The 17189-nt window shown below is 43.0% G+C and carries 23 protein-coding genes; 17 read left to right on the plus strand and 6 right to left on the minus strand.

Annotation, left to right across the window (positions count from 1 at the left end):
• Positions 1 to 111: 111 nt before the first annotated feature.
• Positions 112 to 420: a DUF2442 domain-containing protein gene (locus ACBR23_RS00540; protein ID WP_371118338.1), complete on the minus strand. Its 309-nt coding sequence runs from the start codon at positions 418 to 420 to the stop codon at positions 112 to 114.
• On the minus strand, positions 401 to 637 hold the full coding sequence (locus ACBR23_RS00545; RefSeq protein WP_371118339.1) for a DUF4160 domain-containing protein: 237 nt from the start codon (positions 635 to 637) through the stop codon (positions 401 to 403). Before ACBR23_RS00545 ends, ACBR23_RS00540 begins: the two co-directional genes overlap by 20 nt.
• A gap of 108 nt (positions 638 to 745) precedes the next feature.
• Between ACBR23_RS00545 and ACBR23_RS00550 the strand changes: the two genes are divergently transcribed.
• Complete coding sequence (locus ACBR23_RS00550) at positions 746 to 1114, plus strand: hypothetical protein (protein WP_341735832.1); 369 nt, start codon at positions 746 to 748, stop codon at positions 1112 to 1114.
• A gap of 17 nt (positions 1115 to 1131) precedes the next feature.
• Here the strand turns inward: ACBR23_RS00550 and ACBR23_RS00555 are convergent, their stop codons facing one another.
• Genes ACBR23_RS00555 through ACBR23_RS00565 form a run of 3 tightly spaced genes read right to left on the minus strand, consistent with a single transcriptional unit; the run spans position 1132 to position 1883 of the window.
• On the minus strand, positions 1132 to 1344 hold the full coding sequence (locus ACBR23_RS00555; protein WP_106149042.1) for a helix-turn-helix domain-containing protein: 213 nt from the start codon (positions 1342 to 1344) through the stop codon (positions 1132 to 1134).
• Positions 1345 to 1400: 56 nt separating this feature from the next.
• Positions 1401 to 1613 (minus strand): helix-turn-helix transcriptional regulator, encoded by a 213-nt coding sequence (locus tag ACBR23_RS00560; RefSeq protein WP_293154889.1) that lies wholly within the window; start codon positions 1611 to 1613, stop codon positions 1401 to 1403.
• A 57-nt stretch (positions 1614 to 1670) separates the two neighbouring features.
• Positions 1671 to 1883, minus strand: a complete 213-nt coding sequence (locus ACBR23_RS00565; RefSeq protein ID WP_106149040.1) for a helix-turn-helix domain-containing protein — start codon at positions 1881 to 1883, stop codon at positions 1671 to 1673.
• Between the two features lie 156 nt (positions 1884 to 2039).
• Here ACBR23_RS00565 and ACBR23_RS00570 point away from each other — a divergent pair, with 156 nt between their 5' ends.
• The 14 genes from ACBR23_RS00570 (at position 2040) to ACBR23_RS00635 (ending at position 12809) form a co-directional block, all read left to right on the plus strand.
• Positions 2040 to 2483, plus strand: coding sequence for a hypothetical protein (locus ACBR23_RS00570; protein WP_371118340.1), 444 nt, complete (start codon positions 2040 to 2042; stop codon positions 2481 to 2483).
• 591 nt (positions 2484 to 3074) lie between these two features.
• On the plus strand, positions 3075 to 4385 hold the full coding sequence (locus tag ACBR23_RS00575) for a hypothetical protein (protein ID WP_371118341.1): 1311 nt from the start codon (positions 3075 to 3077) through the stop codon (positions 4383 to 4385).
• Positions 4386 to 4758: 373 nt separating this feature from the next.
• A complete protein-coding gene (locus tag ACBR23_RS00580; RefSeq protein WP_371118342.1) occupies positions 4759 to 5196 on the plus strand; it encodes a hypothetical protein in 438 nt (145 codons plus the stop codon).
• A 12-nt stretch (positions 5197 to 5208) separates the two neighbouring features.
• Positions 5209 to 5592, plus strand: a complete 384-nt coding sequence (locus ACBR23_RS00585; RefSeq protein ID WP_371118343.1) for a hypothetical protein — start codon at positions 5209 to 5211, stop codon at positions 5590 to 5592.
• Between the two features lie 48 nt (positions 5593 to 5640).
• Positions 5641 to 6216, plus strand: coding sequence for a hypothetical protein (locus ACBR23_RS00590; protein WP_371118344.1), 576 nt, complete (start codon positions 5641 to 5643; stop codon positions 6214 to 6216).
• 7 nt (positions 6217 to 6223) lie between these two features.
• Positions 6224 to 6796, plus strand: coding sequence for a hypothetical protein (locus ACBR23_RS00595; protein WP_371118345.1), 573 nt, complete (start codon positions 6224 to 6226; stop codon positions 6794 to 6796).
• A 117-nt stretch (positions 6797 to 6913) separates the two neighbouring features.
• Positions 6914 to 7411, plus strand: a complete 498-nt coding sequence (locus ACBR23_RS00600; protein ID WP_371118346.1) for a DUF29 domain-containing protein — start codon at positions 6914 to 6916, stop codon at positions 7409 to 7411.
• Positions 7412 to 7485: 74 nt separating this feature from the next.
• Entirely contained in the window at positions 7486 to 8025 is a 540-nt protein-coding gene (locus ACBR23_RS00605) for a Uma2 family endonuclease (protein ID WP_371118347.1), read from the plus strand.
• A 204-nt stretch (positions 8026 to 8229) separates the two neighbouring features.
• Positions 8230 to 9411 carry a YcjF family protein gene (locus tag ACBR23_RS00610; RefSeq protein WP_371118348.1) on the plus strand — a complete coding sequence of 394 codons (1182 nt, stop codon included), beginning with the start codon at positions 8230 to 8232 and terminating at the stop codon, positions 9409 to 9411.
• A gap of 182 nt (positions 9412 to 9593) precedes the next feature.
• Entirely contained in the window at positions 9594 to 10139 is a 546-nt protein-coding gene (locus ACBR23_RS00615; RefSeq protein WP_371118349.1) for a Uma2 family endonuclease, read from the plus strand.
• Between the two features lie 338 nt (positions 10140 to 10477).
• On the plus strand, positions 10478 to 10795 hold the full coding sequence (locus ACBR23_RS00620) for a 2Fe-2S iron-sulfur cluster-binding protein (protein WP_371118350.1): 318 nt from the start codon (positions 10478 to 10480) through the stop codon (positions 10793 to 10795).
• Between the two features lie 65 nt (positions 10796 to 10860).
• Positions 10861 to 11064 carry a hypothetical protein gene (locus ACBR23_RS00625; protein ID WP_096831487.1) on the plus strand — a complete coding sequence of 68 codons (204 nt, stop codon included), beginning with the start codon at positions 10861 to 10863 and terminating at the stop codon, positions 11062 to 11064.
• On the plus strand, positions 11064 to 12212 hold the full coding sequence (locus ACBR23_RS00630; protein ID WP_371118407.1) for a DUF3326 domain-containing protein: 1149 nt from the start codon (positions 11064 to 11066) through the stop codon (positions 12210 to 12212). The genes ACBR23_RS00625 and ACBR23_RS00630 overlap by 1 nt, the downstream gene beginning before the upstream one ends.
• Positions 12213 to 12809 carry a CPBP family intramembrane glutamic endopeptidase gene (locus ACBR23_RS00635; RefSeq protein ID WP_341735848.1) on the plus strand — a complete coding sequence of 199 codons (597 nt, stop codon included), beginning with the start codon at positions 12213 to 12215 and terminating at the stop codon, positions 12807 to 12809.
• Between the two features lie 318 nt (positions 12810 to 13127).
• Here the strand turns inward: ACBR23_RS00635 and ACBR23_RS00640 are convergent, their stop codons facing one another.
• Positions 13128 to 14846 carry an NB-ARC domain-containing protein gene (locus ACBR23_RS00640; protein WP_371116166.1) on the minus strand — a complete coding sequence of 573 codons (1719 nt, stop codon included), beginning with the start codon at positions 14844 to 14846 and terminating at the stop codon, positions 13128 to 13130.
• Between the two features lie 436 nt (positions 14847 to 15282).
• Here ACBR23_RS00640 and ACBR23_RS00645 point away from each other — a divergent pair, with 436 nt between their 5' ends.
• Entirely contained in the window at positions 15283 to 15615 is a 333-nt protein-coding gene (locus ACBR23_RS00645) for a hypothetical protein (RefSeq protein WP_371116165.1), read from the plus strand.
• Between the two features lie 34 nt (positions 15616 to 15649).
• Positions 15650 to 17179: a type IV secretory system conjugative DNA transfer family protein gene (locus ACBR23_RS00650; RefSeq protein WP_371119391.1), complete on the plus strand. Its 1530-nt coding sequence runs from the start codon at positions 15650 to 15652 to the stop codon at positions 17177 to 17179.
• Positions 17180 to 17189: the final 10 nt, after the last annotated feature.

The following is a 17189-nucleotide window of genomic DNA, read 5'->3' on the forward strand; positions in this document are numbered from 1 at the left end:
AACTCAGGCGCTTTTTTTTTGAGATAATTCGGCGGTTGATTCGGCGGTTGAAACCGCTGCTACACACACGAAGTCCGCCTGCGCGGACTAAGAATAAGAAGGATATTTAAATTAGACTGTGTTCCCACGTTCTTCTAACCACCGCTGAAATGATTTCTGACTTTCTCCAGATGGTTTACCGAGAATGATATTTTTGATGCTAATGTCTTCGTCAATATCGGGCCAGTGGATTCCCTGATTTCCACCAATAAATCGCCAATTATTGCGCTCGTTTGGTGTGCTGTGTAATAGCCGAGGATACCAAGCTAAAGGAACAGAAATAGTACGACCATCGGATAGATCGACTGTTAGCGCGTCGTCTGTAACGACTACGTTTTGTGCTTGGGGAATTTCTACTAACTCAACCATTAAAGAAGTCATTCCAACCTGCTAATAATTGCTGTTGATGTTCTTCAACAAGTTTCTGAATACCATTGATTTCTGTACGGCTGAAGCCCTTGTTATTTTGAAGGCGAACCGGACTAAGCCAAAACTTAGCTTCTTCTCGATCGCGCTCAACGTGAACGTGTGGTGGTTCATCCCGATCGCCCGCATAGCAAAAGAAACGGTATGGGCCGACGCGGAGTAACGTAGGCATTCAGGCTTATTGATGGCAAAATTACTTCTCTATTTTAACCGATGCACGAGCTTTCATCTCTGATATAGTCGAATTATTGAACCTGATTGTGCGATCGTCTTTAAAAAAATGGCTAAAAAAATCTGGATTGTCTACAAAACAGAAAGCATGAGTGCTCCCGGCTGGGAAGAACGTCAACTCATGCCGAGGGGCGGTCTAACTAATATACTTTGGGAGAATTGGACTTGGGAAAAAAATCCAGAAATTCCTCAAGTAGGGGACAAAACTCGCGATTACGAGAATCTATCTGAGCCTGGTAATGGAGTTACTCACGGGAAAGATGGAGACTGGGTAGTTACTCGCGTTCAGCAGTTTTCTGCTTTGGATACTGAGGAACGCATTGTGGTTTGTTACTGTTCTTACCAACCTGTTGCATCTGATTGGGAAGCCCTAACACAAAGCGAGTCTGTCAATGAAATGCTAGCAACTGTCGAGTAATAGTAAAATGCGATCGCCTATTCCTGCACAATTTCCACCAAATCTTCGATCATTACATCAAAGGTGCGGGCCAATTTGTGTATAGAAATGAAATCAATAGTTGACACTCCCGGACAGCGCGCGTAGTGTCTGACGGTGCTGTAAATTACTCCCGATCGCTCTGAAACCTCTTTTAGTGTCCAGCCTTTCTCAGCAGCAAATTCCCTGACTTTTAGTCTGACTAAACCCATACTTGACAAATGATGGTGTACCATCATAAGATATTTTTATTCCAAAAGGCGATCGACTAATCTTGGACAATCTCATACAAATCTTCGACCATCACATCAAAAGTCCTCGCCAACTTGTCCAAGGCTGTCACATCAATTGTTGCTAATCCGGGCGATCGGGCATAGGTTCTGAGCGTACTGTAGACTACGCCCGATCGCTCTGAAACCTCTTTGATCGTCCAGCCTTTCTCAGCAGCAAATTCTTTAACCCGCAATCTAATTAAGCCCATAAGCTATTGAAACCTGACTAATATCAGTCACAAAATTATACGACAAAAGGCGATCGGCTATTCTTTGACGACCTCAACCAAATCTTCCACCATCACGTCAAAAGTACGTGCCAACTTGAGCAAACAAGTAAAATCAACCATTGCCATTCCTGGAGAACGTGAATAGGTGCTGAGGGTGCTGTAGTTGACTCCCGATCGGTCAGAAACCTCTTTGATCGTCCAGCCTTTCTCACCAGCAAATTCTCTAACCCGCAATCTAATTAAACCCATTGACAGACCACTAGATTTAGTATATTATAATTATATCGTAAAAAGCGATCGCCCCAACGTCTGCAAAACTTAAAGACGATCGCCTATCCAAATTCAATCCCATCAACTGAGATTTATTAACCATCTGAAATTCCCATCAATTGGGATGTACGAACTATGTTAACAAAATTTTCGCGAAAATCAACCCCCAGAAACAGATTGAGCCGGTTTGTGACAAAAGAGGCGATCGCGCGGCTGCTGAAAATCAAAGTAGAACAAATATATCGCTTCGAGTGCTGGGCGCATATCCTGTACGTGCACGCCCAAGGGATGAGTCGGTTTGTGAGTTATGCCGACTTTCCGCCAGTGGTGGGAGTGGAATCGCCATCTGGTTTAGATTTTGGTTATTGGAAGCGGCGGATGGCGAGTCTGAAGGAGAGATACGCGCCGAATTTTTGGGTGGATTTTTATGGGGATAAATTTCGGGAGGCGGTTTCTGTTGTTGAATTGTTGGAGTGGGGAGAGTTAGTTGGGGTGGTTAAATTGATGTTAAGTGCGATCGCCCTGGAGTCGCTGCGAAAGGTTTATGCACAAGAGAAATCTCTGCTAGAACATTTCTAAATTATGACTAAAACACGAGTAGTTAGAAACCGGGTTTTTTTGAGAAAATACGGCATCCCAGCCTTTAACTAAGTGAAAAACCCGGTTTCTTTGCTGTGCGTAACTCCCATAAACTCCAGTCCCCTCATGTAGGGGCGGTGCCCCCGTGCCCGCCCCAAGGATCAGGGCAACCACGGGGGGATTGCCCCTACAGGAATTACTCCAGTCCCCTCATGTAGGGGCGGTGCCCCCGTGCCCGCCCGCTAGGGTTCTGCCACAAATATTCAAAAAATTGGTTCAAGCTCAACAGCAACAGTTATAATTTCTCAATGTGCTTCCCTCTCTATCCCTTGTTAAGCCCATAAGTAACCTTTCAGACATCCAACCAGCAGAGGGCGATCGCGGGAATTACAGGCTAAGTCCGCTCAGTCTGCGGTTATGCGTTTGGTGGGGTTCCCGCCGTCGGAGTCGAAGTAGGCTTTGATTGAGTTGGCTGATTATGTTTTTAGTCAACTTTATTAGGTGCGATCGCGCAGTTTTAGGGAAGATAATCAAATTGTGGTTTACATCTTACCTAAAAAGTTTTATATCAATTAATTGGAGGTATTTACGATGAATTACCAGTTTTTGTGGAATTACGAAGAAAGCTTAGAAAAGAAAATCAACATTTTATTAGAGTCCAAACAATTTTATTGGAGTGAAATTTATATTTTTTCTGCTTTTTTTGATGAGGAGGGAGTAAAAAAAGTAAAACAAATTCTCTCAGACGATTCTTTAACAGAAGATGCGAAAGTTGTGATTGCCATCGGCAGCAAAAACTTTTTTAATGGCAGTGAAGATATTAAAGAAATATTAAGTTTTATCGAATCACAAAAATCAAAACAACTTAAGACTAAAACTGTTCAGTTTATATGCCCTAAGAATAACTTTCATATCAAAGCCTATTGTTTTTTAGGTCGGAATCGGAACAAGATAAAAGCTGACATTCAGATAGGTGTTTCGATCATAGGGTCATCTAATCTAACCAAGCCAGGTCTTCAATGTCAGGGAGAATTATGTATTAGTATCGTCAATTTCAACTTGACAAAAACATTAATTGCTCGTTTGTCCAAGATATATATTGATTCTAATGAATATGATTTATGGGAAGAAATAATTAACAAGTACAAGAACGATCAATATAATTCATGGGGAAAAAGAATTAAGGAATTTGAAGAAAAAATTACTAAATATAATGGAGAGTCTTCTGACAATCAAAATGAAGCTCCCCAACCTCTCGTTAAAGCAGAATCTAAGTATGTTCAAGATCAAGCACCGATAACCAGCACACCACAAGCTGGTAAATTCATTAAACTAGGTGTCCTGACTGATAGTGTTCTTCTTGCCAAGGCAACTAATCTAGTTAATGATAGGGAGAAGATAAGTTGTTTCCACTTGCCTGCACCCACAGCTATAAAGCAAGCGAAAGTGGATTTTCCCAAAGGTTCTTTATGCCTCTTATTTTCAACAAAAAACAAGATATTCTGGATTGTTAAAATCGGGGATCACATTTCCGATAAAGAAAAGACAGAAGGATGTTTTGTAACATATACAAAAAACGTAACTTGTGAGCTTTCTTATGATATTTATCGTGAACTCCTTGAAAAGAAAGAAGAGTATGAAAAGATAAAAATAGCTGAGGAAGAGTATGAGAAATATAGAGAAAGGAATCAATGCCCTGAATTAGAGTATGCAACTCTAAATATGTTTGAAAACGAAGTTAATAAATATCTGAACATGCTCGACGATGAGAATTATAAAGAAGGGCTAAAAAAAGGTGAGGAGAATATGCAGAAGATGCAATCAAAAATTGACAGAATATTAGAATTAGAAATTGATCCTTTAATGAAGGAACAGATAATAAAAATCCTTCAATCCACTTAATGAGCGATCATTGTGTTCTCAATGCTAACTTAATTTTACAAAAATTATGGGATAAAGTCATCGTCTTTACCGGCCATAATAGTAATAGCAGGCTTCTTGCAAAAGTGCCATTAATTGTCAGAAAATCAAAGAGAATTTATTGTTTCAGAGTTTATCCTTATCTTAAGTCTTTGCTAAAAGTTTAAGTAACTTCTTTGCTGGTAAGCCCGTAAGATGGCAGATTGAAGGAACTAGAGATAGTCTTAATATTAAGGTAATAGTAGAACCTGATGGGAGAGGAATCATTGTATTGACTAAGTGAGAAACCCGGTTCTTTTTCTCAAGTGATTTGGCTCATAATGTGCGATGGCATCCAAATTTTAACGGACAAAAAATGGTGAATAACGGGACTAACCAAACCCCTAAGCAAAATTCGGCTAATTGTGGCAGTATTGATGAATCAGAAAGAGCTTTTGGTTCAGCAGAAAGAGCGATCGCTGAATTTCTGGAAAGAGAGGGAAAGAATGTTAAAGCCTTGGTGGAAAAAACCGATGGAGGTAGAAATCCCGATGCTGAGGTAGATGGAAAACGCATTGAATTCAAAAGTCTGGATGCCGGTGCTACAAGCGCGACAGTAAAAAATCAGATCAACAACTCGATTAGACGAGGGGGACAGGCTAGAGATATAATTATAGATGCTAGGGAATCTGGGTTGATAGAGGCTGAGGCTGAACGAGGTTTGCAGAGGGCGAAAAATATTACACGCGGAAAGATTGATAGCGTCCGAATTATTGGCGATAGCTATGACATCACTTTTACTGAGTTTCAATGAAGGAGGTTTTTTATGTCTCGCACACTAGATATTTTTGTAGACTTTCCCCAAGGACTCGAACATTTAATCAAAGAATTAGAGTTTATATTGGCTCTTAAATTAGAGCTGGTTTCTGATGGCATTGACCACTGGTATGAGTTTCACAACTCAACAATCACTCTTACTGTAGGAAAGCATGATTTTGAAAACGATCGAGATATCAAATTTGAAGAATACCCTTATAACCTATCAATCAGAGCGCTGAATATCTCTAATGAACTTGATAGAAACAAGTGGCGAGATGAGTTTGCTAGTTATGTTCTCCACAAGTTGAAAGCTACAGAAAGCTATCGTTTAATGCTGGTGGATGACCTACAAGTGAAGTTAGAGGAGTTTGCGCCATTGGTGAAGGTTTGAAGGAGATAGACTTATGTTTGACTATGTAACTCCCGGAGATCGTCGATAATGGGAATTAACGAAGAGTGGGATGTGCTTAAGTCAATGCTCAGTCAAGTTCTCGATAGCTTGACTGAGGTACGATCGCCCTTATTGCCAAAAGTAACATTAGCCACTAATCTTAGTAGTGGATTATCGTTAAATTCTGTTGTGACACAATCATTTTCAAATAATGTCCCCAGCCCTCGTTTTTCCAATCAGTCCCCAGGGACTCTAGATGATGAACTTCGATCGGCAGATGAGTTAGGCATCAGACCCGTTAAAGTGGGAGAATCAGGATTTGACGATATAATTAATGAAGGGACTGTCAAATGGGCAGTAACAAAAAACCTAGAACTCCTTGTAATTCCGAAATTTTTAGATGTTAGCAATGAAATCTACCACACGGTTATAACTCGCGGTCAGCCTGTCTTGGCTGCGGGAGAAGCCGAGATTGTCGGCAGTGACGGTTCGTATATTTTGCTAACAATCAGCAATCACAGCGGGCATTTTAGACCCACTTCAGAAAGTTTAGAACTAGGAATTACAGCCTTTAGGCAGCAAGGAGTTGATACAAATAATGCTGATATCGAATATGTGGAGTAGATAAATCATGACTCAATCTCCTACGATAATATCCGTCGATCGCATCCTAGAACAAAATGCCGAATCTGTACTGATCTGGGTAAACAACATATTTTCAGGTCAAACCCCCCAACCGCAAGACTTTAACTGGCTGTTATTAGCCGATGTTGCCTCTGCTAAGGCTCGAAAAGGTGAAAATTGTTCCGGTTTGTGCGATCGCACATGGGCACAAGTAGCAACCACAATTTACGATCGCCTATCGGAAGCCGCAGAACAGAAAAAACCAGGTAGCGGCGAGTCTTTTACAATTTCTTCAATGATGCTGCGGGCTGGGGCGATTGCCAAACTTGGAGTAATTTCCGACGACCCTGTTCTCGATGTTAACTTAATTCTACAATGGTTTTGGCATAACATCAAAGAGTCGCGGGAAGATGTCGAAAAAAAGGTTGGTAATTGGAAAACGCTACCCATTGCAGAAATTCGTGAGTTAAGACAACTTAAAAATCGATTGAAAGTTATCGCAGCACTTGCTGAAACTGATAAATGTGTTTTAGATGAAGAACTCAACACTTGGCTTTCCCTGCGTGAGAAACTACCATAAAGTGCGATCGCACTTATTGCATAATTCGGCTCATTTCAGCCCGTAAAGCTAACTTCAGCGATAAATTATCGAATATGTTACACTTATGTGTAGAGAAGAGAAAGGGAGTCAAACAAAATGACAACTATCCAATCAATGACAACTGCAATAACATCCCTTTATGAACAGGATTTTTATCTGTGGTTACAGACAACTATCAATTTATTAAAAGAGGGAAAGTTTTCTGAAATAGATTTAGAGAACTTACTAGAGGAACTGGAAAGTATGGGGAGAAGCGATAAAAATGCTTTAAAAAGTAATTTGAGGATACTTTTGATGCACTTACTTAAGTATAAATATCAGCCCGAAAAACGAACAAATAGTTGGCATTACACCATTATAGAACATCGGATACGCCTCGGAGATACTTTCAAAACCAGTCCGAGTTTATATCGTTTTTTTGAAGATATTTTTAATGAATCTTATCAAAATGCTAGGAAACTAGCCGCAGGTGAAACTGGCTTATCTATTGCGACATTTCCCCCAGAGTCTCCATTTACTGGAGAAGAAGTTCTTAATCCTGATTTTTTACCGCCTGAGTGCGATATGTCTGAAAATCCTGAAAATATTCAATAATTGAATCAGATATCCTTCTCTGTGCCGATCGGTCATAATAGGATCAGCGAATATGCAAAAGCGAGGCAATAACTATGGTCACTGCTACTGCTGTACAGGATAATTTTACTGTAGAAGAATTCATCATCGAGCCGCCCGACAACATGGAATTGGTAGACAGCCAACTTGTGGAGAAAAATGGCATGACACTCAAGACGGGTAAAATTCAGTCAAGGCTAAGTCGTTACTGGGGAGACTACAAAGATTCTAGCGGACAAGGAGGAGAAGCTTATGTCGAGGTTCCTTGCCGCACCAACCGACAAATTCGCCGTCCCGATGTCGCCTATCTCACACCAGAATTAGTTGCACAATTTGGCAATCTTGCCACTTTACCCCAAAGTTTCCCTTTAATTGCCGAAATAGTTTCACCCACCGATATCGCTGAAGATGTCTTTCTCAAAGCACAGGAATATTTAGCATCTAGCTGTCAGGAAGTCTGGTTAGTTTTTCCCGAAAGTCGTTTAATATTCGTGATGACTCAAAATCAAATATTGACATTTAGATCCGGTGATACCGCCAGCACTCAACAAATTCTGATCGGTTTTAGCATTGAGGTCGATCGATTGCTAGCTTAAACATCAAACTAAATTGCTACAATATCTTTAAGACTCCTCAGTCCGCGTAGGCGGACTTCGTTTGTGTAGCCCCGAATTCTATTCGGCGGGCTTAACATTAACAACTTCGTTTGTGTGCCCGTAAACTCCCCGAATTCTATTCGGCGGGCTTAAAATTAAAAATGAATGCTTAATCCTTAATATCCCACCATTCTAGAAACCACCATGTCAAACGACTTTTCCCTAGACGAGCTTTTAATCAATAGCTACGATGCCTTCAAAGACGCAGAAAATGATGTGGGACAGTGCAATGTTTTAGTCATTGGCAAAACAGGTGTCGGCAAAAGTACCCTGATCAATGCAGTTTTTCGCCAGCGCTTAGCAGAAACCGGAGTCGGCCGCCCCGTCACTCATGGTATTCGCCAATATACCAAACCGAATTGCCCGATCGCAGTTTACGACACTCCTGGACTCGAACTCAACGCCGAACAAATTAAAATAATTCAATTAAACGTTGCTAAACTGATTGAAGACCAAAGACTCCTGCACCCCAAAGAACACATTCACGTCATCTGGTACTGCATCAATCACGGCGCAAATCGCATAGAATCTGTGGAGGAAGGCTGGCTAAGAGAAATGGAAATCATGGATGTACCAGTTATTTTAGTGCTGACTCAAACTACATCGAAAAAACCGAGCGAGTTTTTCAAGCAACTGGAACACATGAATTTGCCAGTCAGTCAAATCATCCCCGTCATGGCGGAACCGGAAGAAATTGATGAGGACTATACAGTAAAATCTCACGGTTTAGACAAGTTGGTCGATGCCACTTTTCAACTGCTACCGGAAGTAGCTAAAAAAGCTTTTGTTAAAGAGCAAATTGCCAATATTGCACTTAAGTCTGATATGGCATTTAAATATCTCAGTGCCTATGTTGCAGGTTCTGCGATTATCGGTGCGACTCCTATACCCTTTGCTGATGCGCCAATTTTGATGACGATGCAAACGGCAATGATTGCGAATATTACTGTGATTTTTGGAATGCCCTTTGATAAGGGATTTATCTCGGCGATGCTGTCTGCTATTAGCGGTGCTGGTGGGGTGACTGCTGTGGGCAGAAGTATTGTGACTAATTTGATTAAAATGATTCCCGGTGCGGGTACAATTGTGGGTGGTGCTATCTCTGGTGCGACGGCGGCTACTCTCACCCTTGCTCTCGGTTTGGCTTATATTGAAGTGCTTAAAACTTATATGAAATCTCAAATTAATGGGGAACAACTTTCTTTGCAGCAGTTAACAAAGATGTTTGTGGATTTATATAAGGATTATGTTTCATCGGGGCGTAAAACTTTGAAGGATGATAATCGGAATCAACCAAAACCTCCCAATCAAATTAATATTGAGTAAATTGGGTATTGGTTATTGGCCGTACCCTGAGCGAAGTCGAAGGGTTATTCATTGTTGGTTATTTGTTACTATAGTAACCGCCAAGATGGTTGGGCATTTGGACACTTTGAGGACGGTCACTGAGCGTAGTCGAAGTGTCCAAAGATTGCTATAATATAAGTGAATTCTGCAAAAGGGAGTAAATGGCTATGGTAATGGCAGCCGTTTTATCAGAAAATGTTTCTCTAGAAGACTTTATAGCCAGTCCCCCCGACGATATGGAATGGGTGGATGGGCAAATCGCGGAGAAAAATGGCATGACAGTAAAACACAGTCGCATCCAATCCAGACTAGATTATTCTTGGAGAAGCTACAAAAATTCTAGCGGACAAGGTGGCGAAGTCTATACGGAGGTTCCTTGTCGTACTGACAGGCGAGTACGCCGTCCTGATGTAGCTTATCTGACTTCTGAACTTGTTGATCAATATGGTGATGTTCCTACTTTTCCTCAAAGTCCGCTGTTAGTTGCTGAAATAGTTTCTCCGACTGATATTGCGGAAGATGTTTTTCTGAAAGCACAAGAGTATTTGGATTCTGGTTGTTGGGAAGTTTGGATAGTTTTTCCAGAAAGTCGGTGGATAATGATAATGACTCAAACTCAAAAGTTAGCGTTTAATTCCGGTGACGTAATCAGCACTCAGTTAGTCCTACTGGGTTTTAGTGTTGCGGTTGATGAGTTGTTGGGTTGAAAGGAAAAATTAGTTATTAAAAGATTCTAATATTTTGGATCAAAATGCTTGACAAGATGGCAATTTTTTGCAGGATAAAGTTGATAAATCAGTTCACGATCGCACTCCCACTCTCATAAACCGGGTTTCGACTTCGCTCAACCAGCAGGGTTTTTACCGAATCTCAGGGCTGCAACCTGTGTATTTTCCTCCATCAAACCCGGTTTATGAGCACCTATGCCTTCTGGAGTATAAATTTTGTAAATTTGCACAAAATCTCGAAGGGCGGTAAGATATTTATTGCTTTGTTGGCAGATATAACGTAAATTCCGATCGCCCTTAAAACCAATAATAAAAATATGTCCAAGACTTACACCGTAGAATTTCTCCACCAAGGCAGCACCTACACCGTAGAAGTACCCGAAGACAAACAAATTCTGCGCGCCGCCAACGCCGCCGGCATTGAGTTGCCAAGTTCCTGCAATGCAGGGGTTTGTACCACCTGCGCTGCTAAAGTTATTGAAGGTGAAGTCGAGCAAACCGATTGTATGGGTGTCAGTCCGGATCTGCAAGCGGAAGGTTACGTGTTGCTGTGCGTTGCTTTTCCTCGATCGAACTTGAAGATAGAAACCGAAAAAGAAGATATTGTCTACCATCGCCAGTTCGGTAAACCCTAGAATTAAGTTAAAATGGATACAATTACCGATCGCGGTATCACCATTCAGGAATTACGGACAAGCCTATGACTACCCATTTCATTTCCGCAGAAGTCCACCTCCACGATACAGCCGAAGAACTCCACTCGGCGATCGAAATTGAACTGCAAAAGCACGGCGAACCACTGCGCTGGGCTGTCACAGACGTTGATGTCGATCGCCAAAAAGCAGTCGTAGAAGGCTACGTCCTCCTAGAATCCCCCGTAGCACCATCCCCGGCAACAGCGTGATCCTCCGTCCTTTCACAGTGGTTTTGATAGTGCCAACAGGCGTTGGAGCGTCCATCGGGGGCTTTGCAGGCGATGCACTACCTGTTGCTAGGGCGATCGCCCAAGTTTCAGATACCCTGATTACTCACCCCAACGTCCTCAACGGCGCTCAACTCTATTGGCCCATACCTAACGCTCTTTACGTCGAAGGCTATGGCCTTGACAAATTTGCACAAGGATGCTGGGGTCTACAACCAGTACATCAAAATCGGATTGGCTTAATCCTCGATCGCGGCATCGAACCAGACTTGCAGTTGCGCCACTTGCAAGCCGTTGATGCTGCTAGAGCTACATTAGGTTTGAACATAACAGATTATGTTTTAACCGATGTTCCCCTGAATGTAGAATTGCGAATGTCGGAATCAGGGGCATCTTGGGGGACGATCGCGAATCCAGACAGTCTATTACGCGCCGCTGAAAAATTAATTACCCAAGCAAAAGTAGAGGCGATCGCTGTTGTAGCCAGATTTCCTGACGACGAAGGCAGTCTCGCCCTCGCCAACTACCGCCACGGCAAAGGAGTTGACCCTCTCGCTGGCGCTGAAGCAGCGATCAGTCACCTCATTGTCAGAACATTTAAAATCCCCTGTGCCCACGCTCCTGCGCTGTTGCCGCTACCCCTCGATCCGCATCTGTCACCGCGATCGGCTGCGGAAGAAATCGGCTATACTTTCCTACCCTGCGTGCTCGCAGGGCTCAGCAAAGCACCGCAGTTTGTCACCCAGGGAACCGCAGAGAGAGACACAGACAAAAAAAGAAAGCATAGCCAATTACCAATTACCAATTACCAATTACCAATTACTGCCGATCGAGTTGATGCCGTAGTGATACCCGCCACAGCCTGCGGTGGCAGTGCTATCCTGAGTTTAAGCGGGCGATCGGCTGTACAAATCATTGCAGTGGCCGATAACAAAACCCAAATGCAAGTTCCTCCAGAAAAACTCGGAATCAAAGCTTTGCAGGTAAACTCATATTTAGAGGCGATCGGAGTATTGGTTGCTTTACGAGCAGGCATCACACCAGTTGCCTTGGGTGCAGACATTTCCCCCTTGCGGTGTTTGTCGGACTCAACTAAACAAATCTCAAATCTTAAATCTAAAATTGATTAAGTGGCAGAAAAAATTCCCGAAAATCCCGAATTTGAACCATTGACACGTACCCAAGTTTTAGTAGCAATGGGCGTGACAGCAATTATATTGCTGGCGGTAGCTAAATTGTGGTTGCTATTTGGATCGGTATCGCTTTTGCCAGTCAAATTAATCGGAATTGACTTACTCAAAGGATGTGCGATCGGATTAGTCATTTCCGGCGGTAGTGCGATCGTTTATCACCTCTGGCCCGGTTATCGGCGCAGTGCCAACGTTTACCTAGAAGTAGTCCTCAAACCCTTATTTTGGCCAGATTTAATTTGGTTGGGATTATTACCCGGACTTAGCGAAGAATTGCTATTTCGAGGCGTGATGATGTCGGCTTTAGGATTAAATGCTACCGGTTTAATTTTATCCAGTTTTTGCTTTGGCATTTTGCACCTAGGAGGCATCGATCAGTGGCCCTACGCAGTTTGGGCAACTGCTGTGGGATTGCTATTAGGCTACAGTTTTTTAAATACTGGAAACTTGTTAGTCCCAATTTTAGCTCATATTTGTACAAATCTGATTTCTAGCTGTGTTTGGAAGTGGGAAAACCAAACAGCCCATCGATTTTAAAATTGTGTAACAGGCCCTCCAGCCATTGGTGTCAACTTAAGGTCAAAGGTAGCCACAGACTGCTGTTTGACTATTAAATCTAGATCCCCCCTAGCCCCCCTTAAGAAGGGGGGGATAAGAGTCCGATCTTTCGTCCCCCTTCCCCCATCCCCCCTTGGGGGGGGCAGGGGGGGGTGGGGGGGCTAGGGGGGGGCTAGGGGGGGGTGGGGATGCGAGGGGGATCTAGACTTGGCTATGAACGAGAGATACCAAGGCTTTCAGGCTTAAGTTGACACCAATGGGGGGGTAGATATGTAGCGCTACTTTATGAAATTGGTATTACACAGGTAAGTTTTCCTCTTGTTTGCGATCGCCCGGTGGGAGATTTTTTTCCTCTGGCTGCATCACTGCTAGCAAATTTTGGAAATTCTCTTCAGTGTATCCTCTTTCTAGCCAATCCTGATTTTGGAGCACAGAATAAACTTTATTTAACTGCTCGTAAGCTTTGCTATTAGTTTTAAACAACTTGGTCAAATGCTCCTTGAGAGTAATAGCAATGGAGTCTTCTACCCTAGCAGCTTTGGTATTTGGATTTAGCTGGGTATTTTTAAACACCAGATGACTTTTGAGTATTTCAATTTTATTTCCATCTGGTTTTTGAGTTTTGAGCATCCCCAAAATTTCCCTGCAAGCCTTAGTTGTCAATTGCTCCGTGACGTACTGCATTAAGACTTGGTGCAGCACAAACTCAGTTTGACCTTTGCCCGCGTTTTTATCAATCAACTCCCGGCGCAGCAGGGAAGATAGGGATTCTAAAATTTCCGATTTAGATACCGGGAATAACAGATATTCCACTAACTGTTCTAAGGAAACGGGGGAAGCTTGGATCGCCAACCAATACAGAATTGCTTTTTCTAAATCTTCCAATCGTTCAAACTGGTCGTTTAATAAAGCCTTGATTCCTCCAAATACAAAAGTTTGGCGTTTGAGAAAGTCGGAAACTTTGCCGTTAAATAATTCCCGAATGGCGGGAGCTACAAGTTTTAACTCCAAGGGATTTCCTTGATATATCTTAATGAGTTCTGTCCATTTGTTCTCATCAGATAAGCCTTGAGCTTTAAACAGTTCTCGTGCTTCTATCTCGTTCAAACCAGGCAGTTTTAAAGCTCGCACCGGCGAACGATCGCCCACGAGCAGATCGATCGCCTCCGGTACTTCCCGCGTGACGACGACTAAGCAGCTTTGATGCTGTTGTTCTGCAATTCTTTGGATTAATTCCCCATACTTCTCATAGCCTTCTCGATAATGTCCGGCTAACTTAGTCGGTTCTAAGATTGTTTCCCACCCATCAAACACCATCAGACATCGGAACTCTCGCAACTTTTCTATGAGTTGGGAGATTCTTTGATCTACATCAACGGGTAAGTTAATTTGGGGCGATCGCTCAAAATCTGGCATCAAGGAAGTTAACAAATGAGCGATAGTTGGTGCTTGACGGAGCGATCGCCAAATCACGAACTGAAATTTTCCCTGAATTTGTTGGGCTAACTTTACCGAGAGACTTGTCTTCCCAATCCCACCGACTCCACTCAAAACTACCAACCGACATTGTTCTGCGAGAATCCACGTCGCCAGGGAGTTGAACTCTTTGGTGCGGCCGCAAAAAACGGGAATATCTGGAGCTTCACCCCAATCAACCAGGGTGCTCTGAGGAATTCCCCCAGACATCGAGCCAGAGTCAGACAGCCGTTGTGCTGGAGGTGACATCATGTGGGCTGGTAGTTTGACGAAGGGCGATCGTAAATGTCGCCCCAAAGCGGCACGGAAATTGGTTTTGCTGACTTCTTCTCGAAAAATTTCCGAAAGCAATTTCCAGAACTTGGGCCCGACATCTCGCATCAGGTAATTCATCTTATATTGAGAATTTTCCGCCATTTGCTCGTAGGTCATCCCCAGACACGCCCCGCGCAGAATCGTTACTTCCGGGTCGCTGAGGTGTCTTTCGGTTTCCGCAAAAACCACGAGATCCATAAGTTTGAGAGTTTCTTCAAAATCCATTGCTTTGTTAGAGGTTGTGTTTTAGTGTCCTGACTGACTTCACCATAACCCTAAGTTAACAAAGCTTTTTAGCTAACTGACTTATGTCATGCCATTACACGCACAAGTATGTTATGCTTACGTATGTACTGGCTACAAATTTCAGTACGGTTGTGGAGTCAGTCAGGGGCAGAGGTGTCAACAATCGCCTAAAACCATGAGACAGCTCCCAAAAAGACAGTCCAGAACAGGCATGATGCGTGTTCCACAGAAATGATGGGAGAGGTCTATTGATATTGTTTTTACCATAGTCTAGATTCCCCTCCCATCCCCTGGAGATATTCCCGCTACCAAAAGTTAGATAAACAGTCAGCATTTAATTTGCGTGCTTCTGGGCCGATCGCCCTCAAGTCCGATCGCACTCTCAAATTCTAGTTTGACAAAAGGAATGATATTCATGGAAAAATTCCCACAAAAACCCAAACCAAAAGATCTGAGTTTTGAAGAGCAAATTACTCAAAATAAAGAGCAACGAATACCAGAAGTTGGCCAACGCGAGAGTAAACCAAAAACTCAACAAACTGCAACTCAGGGACAGCAGACAACCAGCAGCCCAAACATCGCTGAACTCAAGCAAAAGTTAGCCGATCTGAAAGCGCAAACCCCTACTCAACAACAGCAAACACAGCTAAGTCCAAATCAACAAAACCTTGCAGCCCTAAAAAAACAAAGCGTTCCTCAAAAATCCCAGTCTACTCCAACTGCTAAACCACCATCTGCCTCTCTCTAGCCCGATCGCACTACCTCGATCCAGGAACACAAACATGGAGCAAATTCTCATTTGGCTGTTTAAATGCACAATCGAACTTTACGTCAAATTTTTATGCTATTTAGCTAAAAAAGTGTGGAGTTTAGGTGCTCGTAGTAAAAACCTTCTAATTCTCGGCCCAGGAGAGTCTCTAAAACCAGGGGTAAGATATCGAGAGTTATTTGATTATTCCCAAACAGCCAATAGCAAAGAAGTCATAAACTTAGCGCATGGCGATGGTAAAAATGGCGATTTTTGGCTAGGAAAATATGTCACTTTTAGTAATAGCAAAGCTAGATTGACAACCGATGTTTGGATTCCCAGTGATTTTTTGCACCAGCACGTTTTGGTTGTCGGCCCGCCGGGAGCAGGGAAAACTGAACTGTTGCTGAAATCCGCTGAAAATTTGATGCAAAAAGGCAATTTGGTTTGTGTTGATGCAGCGGGATTTTTGGGCGATCGCCTTGCCAGCTTCGCTCGTAGTGCGGGGTCAAAGTTAGTTTGCTGGGATTTGAGTGCTACCAAAAATCAAGTTGTTTGGAACTTTTTGGAGGAATTGGAAAAATTTGGGACTGAAAAGGAAATTAGGGCGATCGCCCAAGCTTTATACGGCAATTTTGAGCCGACAGATGCCAACGCTGCTTTCTGGAGCCGGGACATCATGTGGTTGACTGCCATTCTCGGAGTAGTTGTGGAAGCCCGACGACAAAATTTAATCAAACTTAACCCTAGCGATTTACCAGATTTGGTGATGGATCGGGATGCCGTGCGAGCTTTGTTAACTAATTTGCCTCAAGCAACAAATACACAGTGGGGTTGCGATCTTTATTCATACTTGAGTCTCCCGGACGATCGCTTTGGATTAGATATTAGTTTCCTGCAAAATAAGCTCAGCCCTTTCAAAGATCCAGGTGTCAGAAAAATTTGCGATGGCGCAAGCGACATTTTTTTACTACAAGCCTTAAACGGCACTTCCAGACACACATTAGTAGTTGGTCAATCCCTCGCCGATGGCAAATTTGGCTCCTCTTTAGCGGCAGTAATGATTAGCTATGTGATGAATGTGATGTATCGCCGGATGAAAAAACCCCAGCATAGTTGGATGCCGACTTATATTATCTGCGATGAAGCTCCTCGGTTAAAAAATATTGACTATGAAGAGTTAACAGCAATTGGCCGCAATGCCAAAGCAGGTGTGTTTTTGATGTGCCAATCCATAGACCAATTTCCTGAAAAAACTCTGCCGGCACTCAACAACTGTCGGACGCAAATCTTTTTGCAGGGAGTGAGTCACAAAACAGCGGATTGGCTGAGTAAACCTTTAGGAGAATATCAAAGGCAGGTGATGACTATGACTGTATCTGGAGGGGCGTTTGGTCCCAGTCCTGGTACAAATGTCGGCTACGAACGAGTTCCTGTTTTGGGGATTCGGGAGATTAGCAATCGGCCTTTACCTGCATTACCGAGTGGGTTGAGTGCGATCGTCCGGGTGAATGCTGCGGAAACGCCGACAACTAAACCTTTTTTAACAGATTATTCAGCTTAGGAGGTGATAG

The sequence above is a fragment of the Microcoleus sp. genome, from assembly GCF_041354475.1.
Classification (GTDB): Bacteria; Cyanobacteriota; Cyanobacteriia; order Cyanobacteriales; family Microcoleaceae; genus Microcoleus.

Bases quoted from the DNA above. Each gene is read 5' to 3' on its own strand.
- ACBR23_RS00540 (WP_371118338.1), bottom strand. From the start codon at position 420: ATGACTTCTTTAATGGTTGAGTTAGTAGAAATTCCCCAAGCACAAAAC.
- ACBR23_RS00545 (WP_371118339.1), bottom strand. From the start codon at position 637: ATGCCTACGTTACTCCGCGTCGGCCCATACCGTTTCTTTTGCTATGCG.
- ACBR23_RS00550 (WP_341735832.1), top strand. From the start codon at position 746: ATGGCTAAAAAAATCTGGATTGTCTACAAAACAGAAAGCATGAGTGCT.
- ACBR23_RS00555 (WP_106149042.1), bottom strand. From the start codon at position 1,344: ATGGGTTTAGTCAGACTAAAAGTCAGGGAATTTGCTGCTGAGAAAGGC.
- ACBR23_RS00560 (WP_293154889.1), bottom strand. From the start codon at position 1,613: ATGGGCTTAATTAGATTGCGGGTTAAAGAATTTGCTGCTGAGAAAGGC.
- ACBR23_RS00565 (WP_106149040.1), bottom strand. From the start codon at position 1,883: ATGGGTTTAATTAGATTGCGGGTTAGAGAATTTGCTGGTGAGAAAGGC.
- ACBR23_RS00570 (WP_371118340.1), top strand. From the start codon at position 2,040: ATGTTAACAAAATTTTCGCGAAAATCAACCCCCAGAAACAGATTGAGC.
- ACBR23_RS00575 (WP_371118341.1), top strand. From the start codon at position 3,075: ATGAATTACCAGTTTTTGTGGAATTACGAAGAAAGCTTAGAAAAGAAA.
- ACBR23_RS00580 (WP_371118342.1), top strand. From the start codon at position 4,759: ATGGTGAATAACGGGACTAACCAAACCCCTAAGCAAAATTCGGCTAAT.
- ACBR23_RS00585 (WP_371118343.1), top strand. From the start codon at position 5,209: ATGTCTCGCACACTAGATATTTTTGTAGACTTTCCCCAAGGACTCGAA.
- ACBR23_RS00590 (WP_371118344.1), top strand. From the start codon at position 5,641: ATGGGAATTAACGAAGAGTGGGATGTGCTTAAGTCAATGCTCAGTCAA.
- ACBR23_RS00595 (WP_371118345.1), top strand. From the start codon at position 6,224: ATGACTCAATCTCCTACGATAATATCCGTCGATCGCATCCTAGAACAA.
- ACBR23_RS00600 (WP_371118346.1), top strand. From the start codon at position 6,914: ATGACAACTATCCAATCAATGACAACTGCAATAACATCCCTTTATGAA.
- ACBR23_RS00605 (WP_371118347.1), top strand. From the start codon at position 7,486: ATGGTCACTGCTACTGCTGTACAGGATAATTTTACTGTAGAAGAATTC.
- ACBR23_RS00610 (WP_371118348.1), top strand. From the start codon at position 8,230: ATGTCAAACGACTTTTCCCTAGACGAGCTTTTAATCAATAGCTACGAT.
- ACBR23_RS00615 (WP_371118349.1), top strand. From the start codon at position 9,594: ATGGCTATGGTAATGGCAGCCGTTTTATCAGAAAATGTTTCTCTAGAA.
- ACBR23_RS00620 (WP_371118350.1), top strand. From the start codon at position 10,478: ATGTCCAAGACTTACACCGTAGAATTTCTCCACCAAGGCAGCACCTAC.
- ACBR23_RS00625 (WP_096831487.1), top strand. From the start codon at position 10,861: ATGACTACCCATTTCATTTCCGCAGAAGTCCACCTCCACGATACAGCC.
- ACBR23_RS00640 (WP_371116166.1), bottom strand. From the start codon at position 14,846: ATGGATTTTGAAGAAACTCTCAAACTTATGGATCTCGTGGTTTTTGCG.
- ACBR23_RS00645 (WP_371116165.1), top strand. From the start codon at position 15,283: ATGGAAAAATTCCCACAAAAACCCAAACCAAAAGATCTGAGTTTTGAA.
- ACBR23_RS00650 (WP_371119391.1), top strand. From the start codon at position 15,650: ATGGAGCAAATTCTCATTTGGCTGTTTAAATGCACAATCGAACTTTAC.